The organism is Algoriphagus sp. SE2 (assembly GCF_039563885.1).
GTDB lineage: Bacteria > Bacteroidota > Bacteroidia > Cytophagales > Cyclobacteriaceae > Algoriphagus.
This window is the reverse complement of record NZ_JBCLWJ010000009.1, coordinates 1-16,736: the sequence shown is the minus strand read 5'-3', so window position 1 is coordinate 16,736 and position 16,736 is coordinate 1. Positions and strand designations below refer to the sequence as shown.

Genomic DNA, 16,736 nt, shown 5'->3' with positions numbered 1-16,736 from the left:
ATCACGAAAATCATGAAAAATCTAGGATGTCTTTTTCTGCTTCTGATTTCCAGCAATATTTATTGCGAAGCGCAACTTATGGCTGAGCGGGATAAAAGTCAGGATATTCCATTCAAAAAGACCATTTTATTCGCAGATTTTGTGTCTGAAGGAGTTGCTATGGGAGATGTAAATAAGGATGGGAAGTTTGATGTGATGGCTGGACCATTTTGGTTCGAAGCCCCCAATTGGGAAAAGCATGAGATTTATGAGCCGAAATTGTATGCGCCTGAAAAAGAATGGAGCAACTCAATGTTGAATTTCGACCTTGATATGAACCTTGATGGATGGGTAGATTTGATTCGTGTGGATTTTCCTGGTAAAGCGGTGTATTGGCATGAAAATCCAAAAGGAGCAGATGAGCATTGGAAAGTTCACATGATCCATGAAACAGTCGGGAACGAGTCTCCTAATTTTGTGGACATGGATGGGGACGGGAGGATGGATATCCTCTGTGGAGATGTAGCCAATAAACAAATGATATGGTTGAAAGCCCCCACTAGGCCGGGTGAGATGGAATGGCAAAAATTTACAATAAGTCAACTGGGAACCCCGGGAAGTGAGAATTTTTCACACGGGCTTGGATATTCAGATGTAAATGGAGATGAAAACGCTGATGTGATTATCCGTGAAGGATGGTGGGAAAACCCAGGTGATCCTACCCAATCAAATTGGAATTGGCATCCTTCCAATCTGGGCGAACCTGCTTCGCACATGTATTCCTATGACTTCAATCAAGACGGATTTGCGGATGTATTCGCAGCCTCAGCCCATGAGCGAGGGATCTGGTGGTATGAAAATGTTGGAGATGGATCCAATCAACAGTTTAAGAGACATTTGCTTACCGAAGAAATGTCTGAAACCCATGCGGTCGCTTTCGAAGATATGAATGGAGACGGAAAAAAGGATTTTGTTACCGGGAAACGGTATTATGCCCACATGAGAGAGGGAACTGGTGCTTTGGAACCAGCTTACTTGTATTGGTTTGAGTTTGTACCGGGGGCAAGCCCGAAGTGGGTAGCTCATCTGATTGATGATGACTCAGGAGTTGGGCTTAATGTTGTCGCGAAAGACATCAACGCAGATGGTTTGCGGGATGTGGTGATTGCTAATAAAAAAGGGATTTTCATTTTTCATCAAATGAGAAAGTAAAACTGAATTGTTTTATTATTTTTTCGAAAAACCATCTAACTCTTCTTGTAATTTTTTCTTTATTTTCTGCTGTATTTTAGGTAGTATGCTGCCCCAAATTCAGAATTCATGAAAAAGTATGTTTGGCCATTTTTGGCATTTGTTTTAAGTTATTGTCAAGAAAAAGGCACTCTTCCAGCTCCCGTTGAACCAACTCCCGCCCCTAGGCAAATTGCTTGGCAGGAATTGGAGTATTATGGTTTTCTTCATTTCAATATGAATACATTCTCAGATCGGGAATGGGGCTTTGGGGATGAAAAACCAGAACAGTTTAATCCGACAGCATTGGATGCCATGCAATGGGCAAGGGTAGCAAGTGAAGCGGGTATGAAAGGGTTAATCATCACTGCCAAGCACCATGATGGTTTTGTACTTTGGCCTTCAGCTTACACAGAGCACTCAGTAAAAAACAGTCCTTGGAAAGATGGGAAGGGTGACTTGATCAAGGATTTATCCGAAGCTTGTAAAGAGTATGGTTTGAAATTCGGTATTTATTATTCTCCATGGGATAGAAATCACCCTGATTACGGAAAGCCGGAATACATTAATTACATGAGAAATCAGTTGACTGAGTTGCTGACGAATTATGGAGAAATTTTTGAAGTCTGGTTTGATGGAGCAAACGGTGGCGATGGTTATTATGGCGGTGCCAACGAAACCCGAAAGGTAGATAAGCTGACCTATTATAACTGGCCGGAAGTTTATGAATTAGTGAGGGAATTACAGCCTAACGCAGTGATGTTTAGTGATGGAGGACCAGATGTGAGATGGGTTGGAAATGAGCATGGAGAAGCTTTTGAAACGAACTGGGCCAACTTAATGCGGGATTCAGTCTATGCAGGAATGCCTGATTATCCTCAGAAATATGCACCAGGTCAAGAAAATGGGACGCATTGGGTACCTGCTGAGACCAACGTTTCGATTCGTCCGGGATGGTATTACCATACCTATGAAGACCATAAAGTTAGAAGCTTGGCCAACTTGGTGGATATCTATTACAATAGTATTGGCCGCAACACTTCTTTGCTAATCAATTTCCCGGTCGATACACGTGGATTGATTCATGAAAATGACGAGGAAGCCATATTGAAGTTGGGAGAAAAGATTAAAGAAGATTTTGCGGTGAATTTGGTCTCCCAGGCGGTTGTATCTGCTTCAGTTGAAAGAGGTTCAGATTATCAGGCAGAAAATGTGCAAGATGAAGATTATGAAACTTATTGGTCAGTTCCTGATGGTCAGAACACTGGGAGTTTGGAAATCGATTTTGGAAAGCCGACTGTATTTAACCGGCTTTTGATTCAGGAATATGTGGTATTAGGACAGCGAATCAAGGCGTTTTCTTTAGAAAAAGAAGTGAATGGAAACTGGGAGAAAATTACAGAAGCCACAACAGTAGGGCATAAGCGCATTCTGAGATTTCCGGATGTGGAGGCTCAAAAAGTAAGAGTCAACTTCTTGGATTCCAAGGATGTTCCTGTAATTGCTGAGGTTGGGATTTACCATGCACCAAAATTGTTACTTCCTCCCGCGACTAAGCGTTCAACCTCCGGCGAAGTGACTTTGACAGCTCCTGATACTGATTTGGAATTGTATTACACCTTAGATGGCAGCACTCCTACGAAAGAAAGTCAGGCTTATGTTTCCCCAATTCCTGTAAATCAAGCTACCACTTTGCTGGCAAGCTCTTATGATCCTTCCACGGAGAAAATGAGTGACCCTGTTCGTTTAGATTTGGATTTGCCAAAAGCAGGATGGAAAGCAATAGGAACAGCAGATATGAAAGCCATCGATGAAAACTCCAACAGTTATTTCACCAGTGAAAATGGCTTGCTGACGATTGATTTGGGGCAGACAATTGAGATCCAAGGCTTTAGCTATATGCCGATGCAAGCAAGATACCCAAGTGGCATCATTACTAATTTTAGCTTTGAAGTCAGTGAAAATGGTTCTGTTTGGAAAACTGTTGCTGCTGGCGAATTTTCCAACATAGTCAATAGCCCGATCGAGCAATTGGTGCGTTTTGAGCCAGTGAATGCTAAATTCATTCGATTAAAGGCTACCAATACTGCCGATGGAAATGGTGCTACATTTGGAGAAGTGGGAGTATTAACAAAATAGTCAGGAGGTAAAGCTGGGGAGTTTTGAACCAATGGTCATAAAATAATAGATTTTCATTTCCTTTTTGGTTACATTATTTGCCCGATTTAATCTTACCCAAAATAATTAATTTATGAATAGAAGGATTGCCCTGAGGCATCTGGCTCTGATTTCAGGAGGATTGGCATTTATTCCTTCCTGCGATTTTAGTTCGGATGATATCCTCACTGCTTACGAAAATCTGAAAATCACCCAATCCCAAAAGCAACTGCTTGGGGATATATCCAATGTCATTATTCCAGCCGGAGAAATAAAAGGAGCACTTGATATTGAAGTGCCGGATTTCATCTTGGTCATGGTCAATGATTGTCTGAATTCAGAACAACAAACTTTGTTTTCTACCGGCTTGGCAGCATTTCCAGGCTTCGCGAAACAATCCGGAGGTGGAAATTTCGCCAAATTGAATACAAAAGAAAAAGAAGCTTTAATTGTCTCCGGTCAAAACTTAGAAGTGGATGAAACCGAGAAAGGTGCTGAAAATAAAGCGATTTCCTACTTTTTGAATACGACAAAAAGATTGACGATCCAAGGCTATATGGCCTCTGAATATATTCAATCTGAAGTAATCCCTTATTCCTTGATCCCCGGAGCTTACAATGGTTCTGTGCTGATTTCGGATATCCAAAAACCTAGAATCAATGGCTAATTTAAATATCAGAAACAAACAGGAGCGGACTTACGAAGCTATCGTAATCGGTTCTGGAATCAGTGGGAGTTGGGCAGCAAAGGAACTCTGCGACCTTGGGGTAAAAACCCTTATGTTGGAGCGGGGTAGGAATGTAGAGCATATCAAGGATTATCCAACTACTAATATGCTTCCTTACGAATTTGAACATCGTGGACAAATTACCCAAGCGGAAAAAGAAGCAAACCCGATAGTTAGTAGGTGCTATGCCTTTCGTGAAGATGCCAAACATTTCTTTGTCAAAGATGCAGAGCATCCCTATGTGCAAGAAAAACCATTCGACTGGATCCGCGGCTATCAAGTGGGAGGAAAGTCTTTGCTTTGGGCCAGACAGGTTCAGCGATGGTCAGATTTTGACTTTGAAGGCCCGGCTCGAGATGGTTTTGCCGTGGATTGGCCAATCAGATATAAAGATATAGCACCTTGGTATAGTCATGTAGAAAAGTTTGCGGGGGTTTCTGGGAATAAAGATGGATTAGATGTTCTTCCCGATGGAGAATTTCTACCAGGATATGATTTGAATATTGTTGAAAAACACTTTCAGGAACAGCTAAAGAAAAACTATGGCAATGACCGTCATATGATTTCTGCTCGATGTGCACATATCCATGGGAATTCAGAATTCTATGCTGAGCAGGGTAGAGCTATGTGTCAAAATAGAAATCTTTGCCAAAGAGGATGTCCTTTTGGAGGTTATTTTAGTTCTAATTCCTCTACGATTCCTTGGGCTCTTAAAACAGGAAACCTTACTCTCAGGCCCGATGCAGTGGTTCACTCTATTATTTATGATGAAGAACTTGGCAAAGCTACAGGAGTAAGGATAATCGATGCCCATAGTAAAGAAATGGAGGAGTTTTTTGCCCCTGTGATTTTCTTGAATGCAGCAGCTTTGAACTCTAATTTGATTCTGTTGAATTCTACTTCCTCCAGATTTCCCAATGGATTGGGGAATGATAATGGGTTGCTAGGGAAATATGTAGCATTCCATAATTATCGGGCAGGAGTTTCAGCTCAACATGAAGGCCATGCGGAGTATACCACTTCAGGAGGGAGACCTACAAGCGGTTATTTTCCTAGATTTCGAAACGTGTATAAGCAAGAAACGGATTTCCTTCGTGGCTATGCAGCAGGATTTTCAGCTGGCCGAAATGTGAGGTCGAATACAGATGGAATCGGAATGGATTTGAAAAATAATCTTCTCAACCCTGATCAATACGGTCCTTGGTATGTAGGTTCTCATATGATGGGTGAGACCATTCCAAAGGAAAGTAACTATGTAGCTTTGGATCCTAACTTGAAAGATCCTTACGGTATGCCTCAGTTGAAGATCAACGTTGACTATGATGATAACGATGAGAAGATGGTGAAGGATTATTTGGAACAGATGACAGAGATGTTCGAAAAAGCAGGCTTTACTAATATCCGTACAAGAGATGATCATAGAGCTCCAGGTCTGGATATTCATGAAATGGGCGGTGTGCGAATGGGTAAAGACCCTAAAACATCTTTGCTCAATGCCAATCATCAGCTTCATGCCGTACCAAATGTCTATGTTACGGATGGAGCAAGTATGACTTCCACTTCTACGCAAAATCCTTCTTTGACTTATATGGCTTTTGCGGCGAGAGCAGCGCATCATGCGGTTGCTGAAAGCAAGAAGTAAAGTCAGAAGGCTAAAGTCTGCCTACCGGAGGTAGGTGAAAAGTCAAAAAATTAGAAAACCCTCTTGGAAGCGATTCTGGGAGGGTTTTTTATAGGTAGCTTTCCTAAGTTCAAATTTCTACTGAAAAGGATAATCCTATCATTTTTTAGCAATAAGATTATCTCCTTCTCTACAAAACATCACATTTCGACACCAAAAAATATGATATAAGTCATTAAGCCCTAAATGATTGGGTTCAAATTGGGTTTGACTTTTATTAAAATGTTAAATTATGAATAGATCAATTCCTCATTTGATTTTTAGGGGATTGATAGATTTTAAAACTGGCTGATAACCAGTCTTTCTAAAATTTCAAATTTGAAGATCTATTTATGAAAGAGCCCAATTTAACCGATTATACTAAACTTTATCAGGATTTTGATTGGCGAAAGGAGCGAAATCAATTATCAGGATTGCCTAACGGAAAAGGATTGAATATAGCAAATGAAGCAATAGATCGGCATGCTTCTGGTCAATTGAAAAATACGGTTGCGCTTCGTTTTATAGGAAAAGAAGAAAAGACAGACGATTACTCCTATGGAGATTTAAAAACCCAAACTTCAAAGTTTGCCAATCTTCTCGCTGGCTTAAAATTACAAAAAGGAGAACGGGTTTTTTCATTATTGGGCCGAGTGCCAGACTTGTATATTGCTGCTTTGGGAACGTTGAAATATAAAGCAGTTTATTGTCCATTGTTCTCTGTTTTTGGACCGGAACCTATATTTCAACGATTGAGTAAGGGAGATGCTAAAGTGTTGGTCACCAATACGAGTTTTTATGAGAAAAAGATCAAAGAACTTCTCGATCGACTCCCTTCCTTAGATTTTATCTTACTGACAGATTCAGCTGATCATTTGGATAAGAAAGCTCTTTCATTGACCAAGCTCATGGAGAAAGCTTCCGAAGAATTTATCATTCCTCCTACAGATCCTGAAGACCCAGCTTTGTTGCATTTTACGAGTGGAACAACAGGAATGCCGAAAGGTGCTTTGCATGTTCATCAAGCGGTACTTACCCACTATACCACCGGAAAATATGTATTAGATTTTCATGAGCGGGATGTTTTTTGGTGTACGGCAGATCCCGGATGGGTGACAGGTACTTCTTATGGGATAATTGCTCCCTTGGTCAATGGTGTAACCAGCATCATAGATGAAGAGGAATTTGATGGCTTGCGCTGGTATTCCATTCTGGAAAAGCAGAAAGTCAACGTGTGGTATACAGCTCCTACAGCCATCCGAAGATTGATGCGAATGGAGATTGTCCCCAAAGAAAAATACAACCTTTCTAATTTGAGGTTGGTGCTGAGTGTAGGCGAACCACTTAATCCAGAAGCAGTAATCTGGGGACAAAAAGCTTTTGGAGTTCCAGTGCTGGATAATTGGTGGCAAACCGAAACCGGTGGGATTATGATTGCCAATTACCGTTCGATGGAAGTAAGACCAGGTTCCATGGGCAAACCACTTCCCGGAATAATCGCGGCGATTGCTGAGGTAGAGGGTGAAGATATAAAGATCTATGATCAGCCGGATAATCAAGGTCATCTGGTTTTGAAAAAAGGGTTTCCTTCTCTTTTTAGGGGGTATCTCCACGAGGATGAACGCTACCGAAAATGCTTTAAAGGAGACTGGTATATCTCAGGAGATCTGGCCAAAACTGATAAGGATGGTTACTTCTGGTTTATTGGAAGAGCAGATGATATTATCAAAACTTCTGGGCATATGGTCGGTCCATTTGAAGTGGAAAGCACTCTTATGAAGCATCCGGCAGTGGTAGAAGCTGCGGTAATCGGAAAGCCTGAGCCATCCATTGGGGAACTGGTCAAGGCATTTGTTGTCCTGAAAGAAGGCTTCGAGCCTACGGATGAGATGCGCCAAGAGTTGATTGGCTTCGCCCGAAAGACAATGGGACCAGCAGTAGCGCCCAAAGAAATTTCTTTTATAGAAAGTCTTCCCAAAACCAAAAGCGGAAAGATTTTGAGAAGGCTGCTTAAAGCCCGTGAATTGGGATTACCAGAAGGGGATTTGTCAACGCTTGAAAAAGGATAAAATTATGGAGAAGAAGAGAAAATTAGATTCAAAAGAAGGACAGCGGCTTTTGCAACAAATGATACTTATTCGCAGGTTTGAAGAAAAATCTGCTGAAGAATATACCAAGTCCAAAATCCGGGGCTTCCTTCATCTTTATACCGGGGAAGAGGCAGTTGCTGTTGGTGTTATTCAAGCATTAACTGAAGAGGATAATATTCTTTGTACCTATCGGGAGCATGGACATGCATTGGCGAGAGGAGTGGATCCTAATTCAATCATGGCTGAGATGTATGGAAAGCAAGAAGGTTGTAGCAAAGGGCGCGGAGGTTCTATGCATCTTTTTGATGCGACCAAGAATTTTTTTGGTGGGAATGCTATCGTAAGCGGTCACCTTCCATTGTCAGTAGGAATGGCTTTGGCAGCAAAAAAGCAAAAGAAAAATAATGTGACTTGTTGTTTTTTTGGTGAGGGTGCTGCAGCAGAAGGTGAATTTCATGAATCGATGAATCTTGCTTCATTATGGCAAGTGCCAGCACTTTTTGTTTGTGAAAACAATCTTTATGCAATGGGAACTGCAATTAAATTAACACATGCTATGCAGCAATTGGAAAAGAAAGGTGCCGCATATGGAATAGAATCAGCAGCAGTTGATGGGATGGATCTTTTAGCAGTGATGGAAGCCGCAGAGAAAGCGGTGAAGACGATCAAGGAAAAAGGGAAGCCCTATTTTCTGGTTTGTAATACCTATCGATTTCGGGCGCATTCGATGTTTGATGCTGAATTGTATCGGGAAAAATCAGAGGTTGAAGAATGGAAAAAGAAAGATCCGATTCCAAAGTTTCAGGAATTTTTACTGAAAAGGAAACTCATTACAGCTAAGAAAATAAGTGAAATAGAAAAAGCTGTAGAAGGACAGATTCAAGAGGCGATTGAATTTGCGGAAAACGGAACTTGGGAAGATGTTGAAAACTTAACGCGATTTGTATACTCTGAAACGGAATCGATATGAGCGACACGATCAAAATAACTTATCGGGAGGCCATTAAACAGGCTATTCGAGAAGTCATGCAAAAAGATGAGCGGGTTTTCCTGATGGGAGAGGATGTTGGTAATTATGGAGGGGCATTCGCAGTAAGTAAAGGTCTGTTGAAGGAATTTGGAGCAGATCGAATTATGGATGTCCCACTCTCAGAATCCGGATTTACCGGAGCGGGAATTGGTGCTTCACTTGCCGGGATGAAGCCTATTGTAGAAGTGATGACTGTTAATTTCAGTCTTTTGGCGATGGATCAGATTTTCAATAATGCAGCTACGCTTTTGCATATGTCTGGGGGGCAATTGAATGTTCCAGTGGTGATTCGAATGGGTTGTGGTATAGGACGTCAGTTGGCTGCGCAGCATTCCCATAGTTGGGAACCATTTTTTGCCCATGTGCCAGGATTGATTGTACTTTCTGTGGGTACTCATGAAGATGCAAGAGGAATGTTGCTTTCTGCTATGGAAAGTCCTGATCCGGTAGTCATATTTGAATATACCTTCATGCTGAATCTGGAAAAAGAAATTCCGTCAAATTCAGGAGCAGTGGAAATTAAAAAAGCCAAGGTTTTACGGGAAGGAAAGGATATTTCGTTGATCACCTACGGAGCGGGAGTTTACAAATGCTTGGAAGCTGCCGAAGCTCTTAAAGAAGAAGGAATAGATGCCGAAGTGGTTGATTTAAGAGTATTGAGACCGATGGATGAGGAGACTTTTCTTGCTTCGGTGAAGAAAACACATCGGGCTTTAGTGGTCGAAGAAGCTTGGAAATCAATTAGTATTTCATCGGAAGTGATTTCCAGAATTATGGAAAAAGCCTTTTTTGACTTGGATGGACCTGTGGAAAGACTCTGCGGTGTGGAGGTTCCTATTCCGTACCCCAAGGATTTGGAAGATGCTTCTATTCCTCAGGTATCTGATATTTTGGAGAAAGTTAAAAAAATGCTAAAGCCATGATCAAGTTTCAAATGCCCAATTTGGGTGCCGATATGGAAGCAGGCACGCTAGTGGAATGGAGAAAGCAACCAGGCGAACTCCTCCATCGAGGAGACATCATCGCCGATGTTGAAACCCAAAAAGGATTGATCGAAATCGAGGTTTTTGACGAAGGAACCTTAGAAAAATTTCTAGTGAAAGAAGGAGAAAAAGTTCCTGTCGGTACTGTTTTGGCTTTGATCAATGACGGAAAAGCTGAAGTATCGGAATCTGCTGTTCCTGAGGAGGAAGCCGCAAAACCCGAAATTCATCCTATTGAGGAGAGACCTGAAACACCTCAGAAGAAAACTAAAAAAGGAGAACGAATAAAGATTTCCCCTTTGGCAAGAATAATAGCTGAAGAAAATCATGTTGACATTTCCTTGTTGAAAGGAACTGGTCCGGAAGGTTCTATTGTGAAAAAAGATATAGAAAAAGCTATTTCCGAAGGGGTACAGCAAACTCAAGAAACACAAAAGAAAACTGATGAAGTAAAAGAAGTTTCAGCAAAATCTGCTGCGCCAAATGCCAATGCTATGCGGATGGCAGTTGCTGCTGCTATGAGTAAGTCAAATCGGGAAATTCCTCACTATTATCTGGAAAAGAGAGTGGACATGTCCAAAGCCATGGATTGGGTGAAGGAAGCTAACAAAGAGCGACCGATTCAAAAACGCCTATTACCCGTAGCGCTTTTGATCAAGGCAGTTGCAAAAGCATTGGATGACGTTCCGGATCTCAATGCAACCTGGGAGAATGGGATTTTGCGAAAAAACGAAATCAACATTGGTTTTGTGGTTTCCTTGCGATCTGGAGGGATTGTCGTGCCGGCTATCCTTCAGACAGATTCTAAAACTGTTGATGAAATCATGGAAAATCTAAACGATATTATCCCTAGAGCTAGAGCTTTTAAATTGAAAAGTTCAGAACTTAGCCAATCCACTTTTACAATCACGAGTATCGGAGAAGGAGGGGCAGATAAAGTATTTGGATTGATCTATCCACCACAGGTAGGTATTGTTGGTTTTGGAGAAATCAGTGAGCAGCCATTTGCGGACGAAGGCATGTTGGGAATTAGGCCGGTTGTAGATGTTACGTTGGCAGCAGATCATCGAGCTACAGATGGAATAATAGGAAGCAAGTTTTTAGCATCACTCAATAGACACTTACAAAATCCAGAAGAATTATGACCGAAGAAGAAATCAAGAAAACAGTTTTTCAATTATTGCAAAGGATTGCCCCAGAGACAGATCCTGCGAGCCTGATGCCTGAAGAGAATATCCGGGAGGCATTGAATATTGATTCTTATGATGCACTTCAGTTTATCGTTTCTATCAGTGAAAAACTGAATGTGGATATACCGGAGGAGGATTATGGAAAAACCAGCAATCTCAAATCACTTATAGCTTATTTGGGTAAGAAGTTGAATGGGTGATTCTTTTTCAAGTTGTATATAAATCCTTTTAAAAAGGCAGTTTCCCCAAATCCACATTCCCACCTGACAGAATAATACCTACTTTCTTTCCTTGAAAACGATCTTGATTGGCTAATAATGCTGCTAATGGTACGGCGCAAGAAGGTTCGATTACAATTTTCATACGCTCATAAATCAACCTCATCGCTTCTATAATCTGTGGATCAGTAGCCAATAGAATATCGGAAACGTAATTTTGTATCAATTCGAAATTCAATACTCCCAAGGATGTCAACAATCCATCTGCAATGGTATTAGGTCCTGACTGTGGAATGATTTTTCCTGCTTGAAATGATTGAAATGCATCGTCTGCTCCTGCTGGTTCTCCTGCGATTACTTCAGTTTTTGGAGAAAGATAATGAGTCGTCAATGCAGTGCCTCCCAACAAGCCACCACCTCCCACTGGAGCCATAATGACGTCTAAGTTGGGTTGGTCCTCAAGCAGTTCCAAAGCACAGGTAGCCTGTCCTTCGATCACATCCATAAAATCATAAGGGGGAATAAATGTTGCTCCTGTTTTAGCGACCACTGCCTCCAACGTAGTTTCTCTTGCTTTGAGATTCGGTTCACATTCGATGATTTCTCCTCCATAGCCTTTTACCGCTTTCTTTTTGATTTCCGGTGCATTGGATGGCATCACGATGTAAGATGGAATACCCGCCACACTCGCTGCTCTAGCCAAGGCTGCTGCGTGATTGCCGCTACTATGAGTTGCCACTCCTTTAGTTTTTTGCGCTTCAGTCAATTTCATTACTGCATTTGCAGCTCCACGTGCTTTGAATGCTCCGACTTTTTGGAAGTTTTCGCATTTAAAGAAAATCTCGCAACCTGCAATTTCATTGATAGCTGAGGAAGTCAGAATCGGAGTACGATGAATAAAAGGCTGAATTAGGGCATGTGCTGCTTTGATGTCAGCAAGTGAAGGGAAAGTATGGCTCATGCCCTGAAATTAGGGAATTGGAGAGAATTTGTGAATTAATTTTTTTAAGGATTGCCTGCACATCAGGATTTAAAATCATCTGATTAAAGTTCAGAATTACATCCTTGATATAAATCGGGACCTGAACAGCAATGGTAGCCAATTCAATTTTGTTTTCTATAAACATTCATTCAATTCCCCAGAGTTTTTATCTTCAGGCATGAATTGGAAAAGGATTGAATTTTTCCCAGTGGTAGGAGAAGCTTTGACAGAAAGTAATACCATGAAACTGGATTTTAGTCCAGCAAATCTGGAATTGGATAAGGTTGACTTGAGCAATACACAAGTTTTCAATGATTATGTCTTTAAGCAACTTTCAGATCAAAATAAGAGATATGGGATTGGAGGCTATTTCGAGCACCGGGCGATTTATAGAAGATCAGAGATGTTTGCTACCCAAGAAACTGATTTTAGAAATATCCATTTAGGAGTAGATATTTGGGCAGCTGCTGGAACTCCTATTTATGCCCCTTTTGGTGGTTCTGTTTTCAGCTTTCAGGATAACAGGGGCTTTGGGAATTATGGAGCTACTATCATTCTAGAGCATAAGATCTTCGATGAAAAGTTATATTCCCTTTATGGGCATTTGACGTTACGTGATCTGGAAAATCTTAGTGTAGGACAAAAATTCCAAGCTGGAGATCTTCTTTGCCATATCGGTCCATTTCCTGAAAATGGTGATTGGCCACCACATTTACATTTTCAAGTGATGTTTGACATGCTAGGAAATGAGGGCGATTTTCCGGGTGTTTGTTCGCAAAGGGAAATAGAAAAGTATCGAGCCATTTGCCCGAACCCAAATTTGATCTTGAATTGTCCTTTGATTTAGGTATTGGCCTTGGTGATCAGTCGTAAACCTTCCAAAGTTAGATTTTTGTCAATTTCATCAAAAACCTCTGCTAATGGTGTGAGTACTGTAGATAATCCACCGGTAGCAACAATTTGATATTCCGCTTTAGTTTCCTTTTCTATGGTATCAATCATCCCCTTTACCAATCCTGAATAGCCATAGAGAATTCCCGCTTGGATTGCATGAATAGTATCTTGCCCTATGGATGATTCTGGCATTTTTAATTCTACATTAGGTAGTTTAGAAGTGTTTTGAAACAAAGAATTAATAGCAGTTCTCAGACCCGGTACAATATTTACTCCTTTTATTTTTCCACTTTGGTCTACTACAGTAAAAGTGAGGGCTGTCCCAAAATCCACTATGATTACTGGCTTTTTGTATTTCGAAAAGGCTGCCATCACATTGCACATCAAATCAGTTCCGATTTCATTAGGTCGCTTAGAGGTGACAGGAAGCTTTTCATAGCTTTTAGGTTGAATGAGATAAGGATCTGTTCCAAAGTAGTTTTGACAAAATTCTATGATGGTTCCATTAATTTCAGGTACCACTGAGCTAAAACCTATCTCAGAAATATCAGCGGGAGAGATCCCATGTTCCAAAAAATAAAGTGGGACTTTCTTGCTGAGTTGGGAATTAAGCTTTTGGCCTTTTGTTTCTACACGGAATTGATTGGTCCATTTTTTCTCTTTTTGATCAAAAAGGGCAAAAACTACATTGGAATTCCCGGCATCTATTGCTAAAAACATTGTTTCTTTGATTTCATTAAATTTAGCTTTTCAAAAAAGGAAATTCCAAATAATAACCTCCTAATCAAAAAAAGAAATGTATTCATTACGTGAAGGTCAGATTGAAGACCTCCCAAGGGTTTTAGAATTAATTGAAGAATTGGCGCTTTATGAAAAAGCACCAGAACAGGTTACCAATACGGTGCAGATGATGGAGGAGGATGGGTTCGGTGCAAATCCTGTTTATGGTATGTTCATTTGTGAAAAGTATGAGACCAAAGAAATTATAGGGATAGCGGTTTACTATTACCGATATAGTACTTGGAAAGGGAAAAGACTCTATTTGGAAGATTTGGTAGTAACCCAGTCGGAAAGAGGAAAAGGGGCAGGGAAACTGCTTTTGGAAAGAACTATGGCTAAATCCCTGGAAGATGGCTGTACGGGAATGATGTGGCAGGTATTGGATTGGAACGAGCCTGCTATAAATTTCTATAAGAAGTATGGGGCGTCCATCGAAGGAGGCTGGTACAATGTTCACCTTCAGGATTATGAGATAAAAAAGATTTTATCTTAATATTTCAATTAGCTATTTCAAGATAGCTTCGAAGATATGGCTAACGCCAACATAATTTCTGTAAAGAAATTTTTAGGGATTAGTTTACAATTGAAACAAAAAATCCGGCCCTTCAGCCGGATTTTTAATTTGTTTATAATTCTTATTAAGATTTGATACTGTAATTAGGAGCTTCTCTTGTAACGCTCACATCGTGTGGATGAGATTCTTTCACTCCTGCAGCAGTGATTTTTACGAATTTTCCTTCCTTCTGTAGGTCCTCAATAGTTTTTGTTCCACAGTATCCCATACCCGCTTGAAGTCCACCGACAAGTTGATATAGTACTTCCGCTACCAAGCCTTTGTAAGGAACTCTTCCTACAATTCCTTCAGGAACTAATTTCTTGATATTATCTTCAGCATCCTGGAAATAGCGATCTTTTGATCCTGACTCCATGGCTTCCAAAGAACCCATTCCCCGATAAGATTTGAATTTTCTTCCTTGGAAAATGATCATTTCGCCGGGAGCTTCTTCCGTTCCTGCGAGTAGTGAGCCTATCATAATAGAACTTCCACCTGCAGCAATAGCTTTCACCAAATCACCGGAATATCTAATACCACCATCAGCAATAACTGGAACTCCACGACCTTTTAAGGCTTCGGAACATTCAAAAACTGCTGATAATTGCGGCACTCCTACTCCTGCAATAATTCGAGTGGTACAAATAGACCCTGGACCCACTCCAACTTTTACCGCATCAGCCCCTGCTTCTGCCAATGCAATCGCAGCTTCTGGAGTGGCAATATTTCCCACGATTACTTCCAAGTCTGGAAAAGCTGCTTTGATTTTTTTACAAGTTTCGATCACTCCTTTGGAATGACCATGCGCTGTATCGATGGATACTACATCCACTCCTGCATTTTTCAATGCTTCCACTCTTTCTACAATATCTGCAGTAACTCCAACTGCAGCACCTACTCTTAGTCTTCCGTACTCATCCTTACAAGCATGAGGCTTGTCTTTTCTTTTAAGAATGTCTTTGTAGGTGATTAGTCCAGTAAGCTTGTTGTCTTCATCGACTATAGGAAGCTTTTCGATTTTATATTCCTGGAGGATCTCCTCTGCTTGTTCCAAAGAAACCCCCGACTTTGCCGTAATCAAGTTTTCAATCGTCATAATTTCCCTGATAGGACGATTTTGATCTTTGATAAAACGAAGATCTCTATTTGTGATAATACCCTTTAACGTTCTGTTTTCATCAACTACAGGAATACCCCCAATATGGTATTCACGCATAATTGTTTCTGCATCTCGAACTTTCGCATCGATATGTAATGTGATCGGATCCAGGATCATCCCAGCTTGAGATCGCTTTACTTTTCGTACTTGTGCAGCTTGCTGCTCAATAGACATGTTTTTATGGACGAATCCTAAACCGCCTTCAAGGGCAATCGCAATTGCTAATTCGGCCTCAGTAACCGTGTCCATAGCAGCGGAAACCAAAGGAATATTTAATCTGATTTTTTTGGTAAGTTGGGTGGAAGTATTCGTGTCTCGTGGGAGGACTTCTGAATATCCAGGAACTAAAAGCACATCGTCGTAGGTGAGTGCTTCGTAAAGGAACTTGTCGGAGTTTCTATTCATGGCAAATATTGGTTGTAGGTAACCCTATTTGCCCGTCAAAATTACAAACAAAATTCTTTACGAAACTAATCCTAGACAAAATTAATATTGAAAAAGAGCAGATTTTGTAATAAAAAGGAAATATCCTTCTATGATTTGGAAACAAATGCCTCATTAAAAGGCTCTTGAATTAGTTTCTTGGAATGGATCATCCGGATAATAATGTATAATAGAAGTCCTGTCGGACCAGCAATAAAAGTCAATACCAAACAGGGGAGTAAGATCCATCGATTAATACCACGTCGATCAGCATTATGGCAAACCCACATTCCAACAAACAAATCAAAAGTTAAATAATGAATCCAGCCTGCTAATAAAGCCTGATCGCTCGAAAACAGAAGCTTAACCTTGGCTAGTGTATCGAATCCTCCACCCGTTTCATCTCCCAGTCCTTGCGTGATAAAGAAAAAATAGGTACCGCTCAATAGAATAAAAATGAAACTATAAAGAAACTGATATACCCAACGTTTTTGATAAAGGATAAAAAGAAATATCCAGCATAAAAACGCGATCGAATTAACAATTGTAAAAATCAGTTCTAAATTCATTGCTTTTAAAAATTAAGCAATAAAAATAAATAACTTTTTGATTTTGAGATGTATAACTGATGAAACTATTTTTTAAGAAGTCTAGCAATGTAAAACCCATCAAAACCACTTT

Annotated in this window: 15 protein-coding genes; 11 read left to right on the top strand and 4 right to left on the bottom strand. The window is 40.5% G+C overall.

All coding sequences use genetic code 11. The features are described 5' to 3' along the window. The first annotated feature begins 12 nt into the window (after positions 1–12). The 9 genes from AAGF08_RS11890 to AAGF08_RS11850 all read left to right on the top strand — a co-directional run bounded on the left by AAGF08_RS11890 (position 13) and on the right by AAGF08_RS11850 (position 11,246). Positions 13–1,191, top strand: a complete 1,179-nt coding sequence (locus tag AAGF08_RS11890) for a VCBS repeat-containing protein (protein ID WP_343511393.1) — start codon at positions 13–15, stop codon at positions 1,189–1,191. A 108-nt stretch (positions 1,192–1,299) separates the two neighbouring features. Then, positions 1,300–3,348, top strand: coding sequence for an alpha-L-fucosidase (locus tag AAGF08_RS11885; RefSeq protein ID WP_343511392.1), 2,049 nt, complete (start codon positions 1,300–1,302; stop codon positions 3,346–3,348). Between the two features lie 112 nt (positions 3,349–3,460). Beyond that, positions 3,461–4,033: a gluconate 2-dehydrogenase subunit 3 family protein gene (locus AAGF08_RS11880; RefSeq protein WP_343511391.1), complete on the top strand. Its 573-nt coding sequence runs from the start codon at positions 3,461–3,463 to the stop codon at positions 4,031–4,033. Continuing rightward, entirely contained in the window at positions 4,026–5,735 is a 1,710-nt protein-coding gene (locus tag AAGF08_RS11875; protein ID WP_343511390.1) for a GMC family oxidoreductase, read from the top strand. The genes AAGF08_RS11880 and AAGF08_RS11875 overlap by 8 nt, the downstream gene beginning before the upstream one ends. Positions 5,736–6,106: 371 nt before the next feature. Further along, the gene (acsA, locus tag AAGF08_RS11870; protein ID WP_343511389.1) at positions 6,107–7,822 is read left to right on the top strand and encodes an acetate--CoA ligase; all 1,716 of its coding nucleotides are present in this window, start codon (positions 6,107–6,109) and stop codon (positions 7,820–7,822) included. A 4-nt stretch (positions 7,823–7,826) separates the two neighbouring features. Beyond that, on the top strand, positions 7,827–8,813 hold the full coding sequence (gene pdhA, locus AAGF08_RS11865; protein WP_343511388.1) for a pyruvate dehydrogenase (acetyl-transferring) E1 component subunit alpha: 987 nt from the start codon (positions 7,827–7,829) through the stop codon (positions 8,811–8,813). Further along, entirely contained in the window at positions 8,810–9,796 is a 987-nt protein-coding gene (locus AAGF08_RS11860) for an alpha-ketoacid dehydrogenase subunit beta (protein WP_343511387.1), read from the top strand. Before pdhA ends, AAGF08_RS11860 begins: the two co-directional genes overlap by 4 nt. After that, positions 9,793–11,001, top strand: a complete 1,209-nt coding sequence (locus tag AAGF08_RS11855; RefSeq protein ID WP_343511386.1) for a dihydrolipoamide acetyltransferase family protein — start codon at positions 9,793–9,795, stop codon at positions 10,999–11,001. The genes AAGF08_RS11860 and AAGF08_RS11855 overlap by 4 nt, the downstream gene beginning before the upstream one ends. Beyond that, the gene (locus tag AAGF08_RS11850) at positions 10,998–11,246 is read left to right on the top strand and encodes a phosphopantetheine-binding protein (protein ID WP_343511385.1); all 249 of its coding nucleotides are present in this window, start codon (positions 10,998–11,000) and stop codon (positions 11,244–11,246) included. The genes AAGF08_RS11855 and AAGF08_RS11850 overlap by 4 nt, the downstream gene beginning before the upstream one ends. A 28-nt stretch (positions 11,247–11,274) precedes the next feature. Here the strand turns inward: AAGF08_RS11850 and AAGF08_RS11845 are convergent, their stop codons facing one another. Continuing rightward, positions 11,275–12,225, bottom strand: coding sequence for a pyridoxal-phosphate dependent enzyme (locus AAGF08_RS11845; RefSeq protein WP_343511384.1), 951 nt, complete (start codon positions 12,223–12,225; stop codon positions 11,275–11,277). 199 nt (positions 12,226–12,424) lie between these two features. On the opposite strand from AAGF08_RS11845, the gene AAGF08_RS11840 reads away from it, so the two are divergent. Next, entirely contained in the window at positions 12,425–13,093 is a 669-nt protein-coding gene (locus tag AAGF08_RS11840) for a peptidoglycan DD-metalloendopeptidase family protein (RefSeq protein WP_343511383.1), read from the top strand. On the opposite strand, the gene AAGF08_RS11835 is transcribed toward AAGF08_RS11840, so the two are convergent. Beyond that, a complete protein-coding gene (locus tag AAGF08_RS11835; RefSeq protein ID WP_343511382.1) occupies positions 13,090–13,860 on the bottom strand; it encodes a type III pantothenate kinase in 771 nt (256 codons plus the stop codon). The two genes, AAGF08_RS11840 and AAGF08_RS11835, sit on opposite strands and share 4 nt — an antisense overlap. 76 nt (positions 13,861–13,936) lie before the next feature. Here AAGF08_RS11835 and AAGF08_RS11830 point away from each other — a divergent pair, with 76 nt between their 5' ends. Continuing rightward, the gene (locus AAGF08_RS11830) at positions 13,937–14,413 is read left to right on the top strand and encodes a GNAT family N-acetyltransferase (protein ID WP_343511381.1); all 477 of its coding nucleotides are present in this window, start codon (positions 13,937–13,939) and stop codon (positions 14,411–14,413) included. Between the two features lie 145 nt (positions 14,414–14,558). Here AAGF08_RS11830 and guaB read toward each other — a convergent pair whose 3' ends face one another. Together guaB and AAGF08_RS11820 are read right to left on the bottom strand one after the other, a co-directional pair. Then, positions 14,559–16,037 carry an IMP dehydrogenase gene (gene guaB, locus AAGF08_RS11825; RefSeq protein ID WP_343511380.1) on the bottom strand — a complete coding sequence of 493 codons (1,479 nt, stop codon included), beginning with the start codon at positions 16,035–16,037 and terminating at the stop codon, positions 14,559–14,561. Positions 16,038–16,165: 128 nt separating this feature from the next. After that, a complete protein-coding gene (locus tag AAGF08_RS11820) occupies positions 16,166–16,624 on the bottom strand; it encodes an ABA4-like family protein (protein ID WP_343511379.1) in 459 nt (152 codons plus the stop codon). Positions 16,625–16,736: the final 112 nt, after the last annotated feature.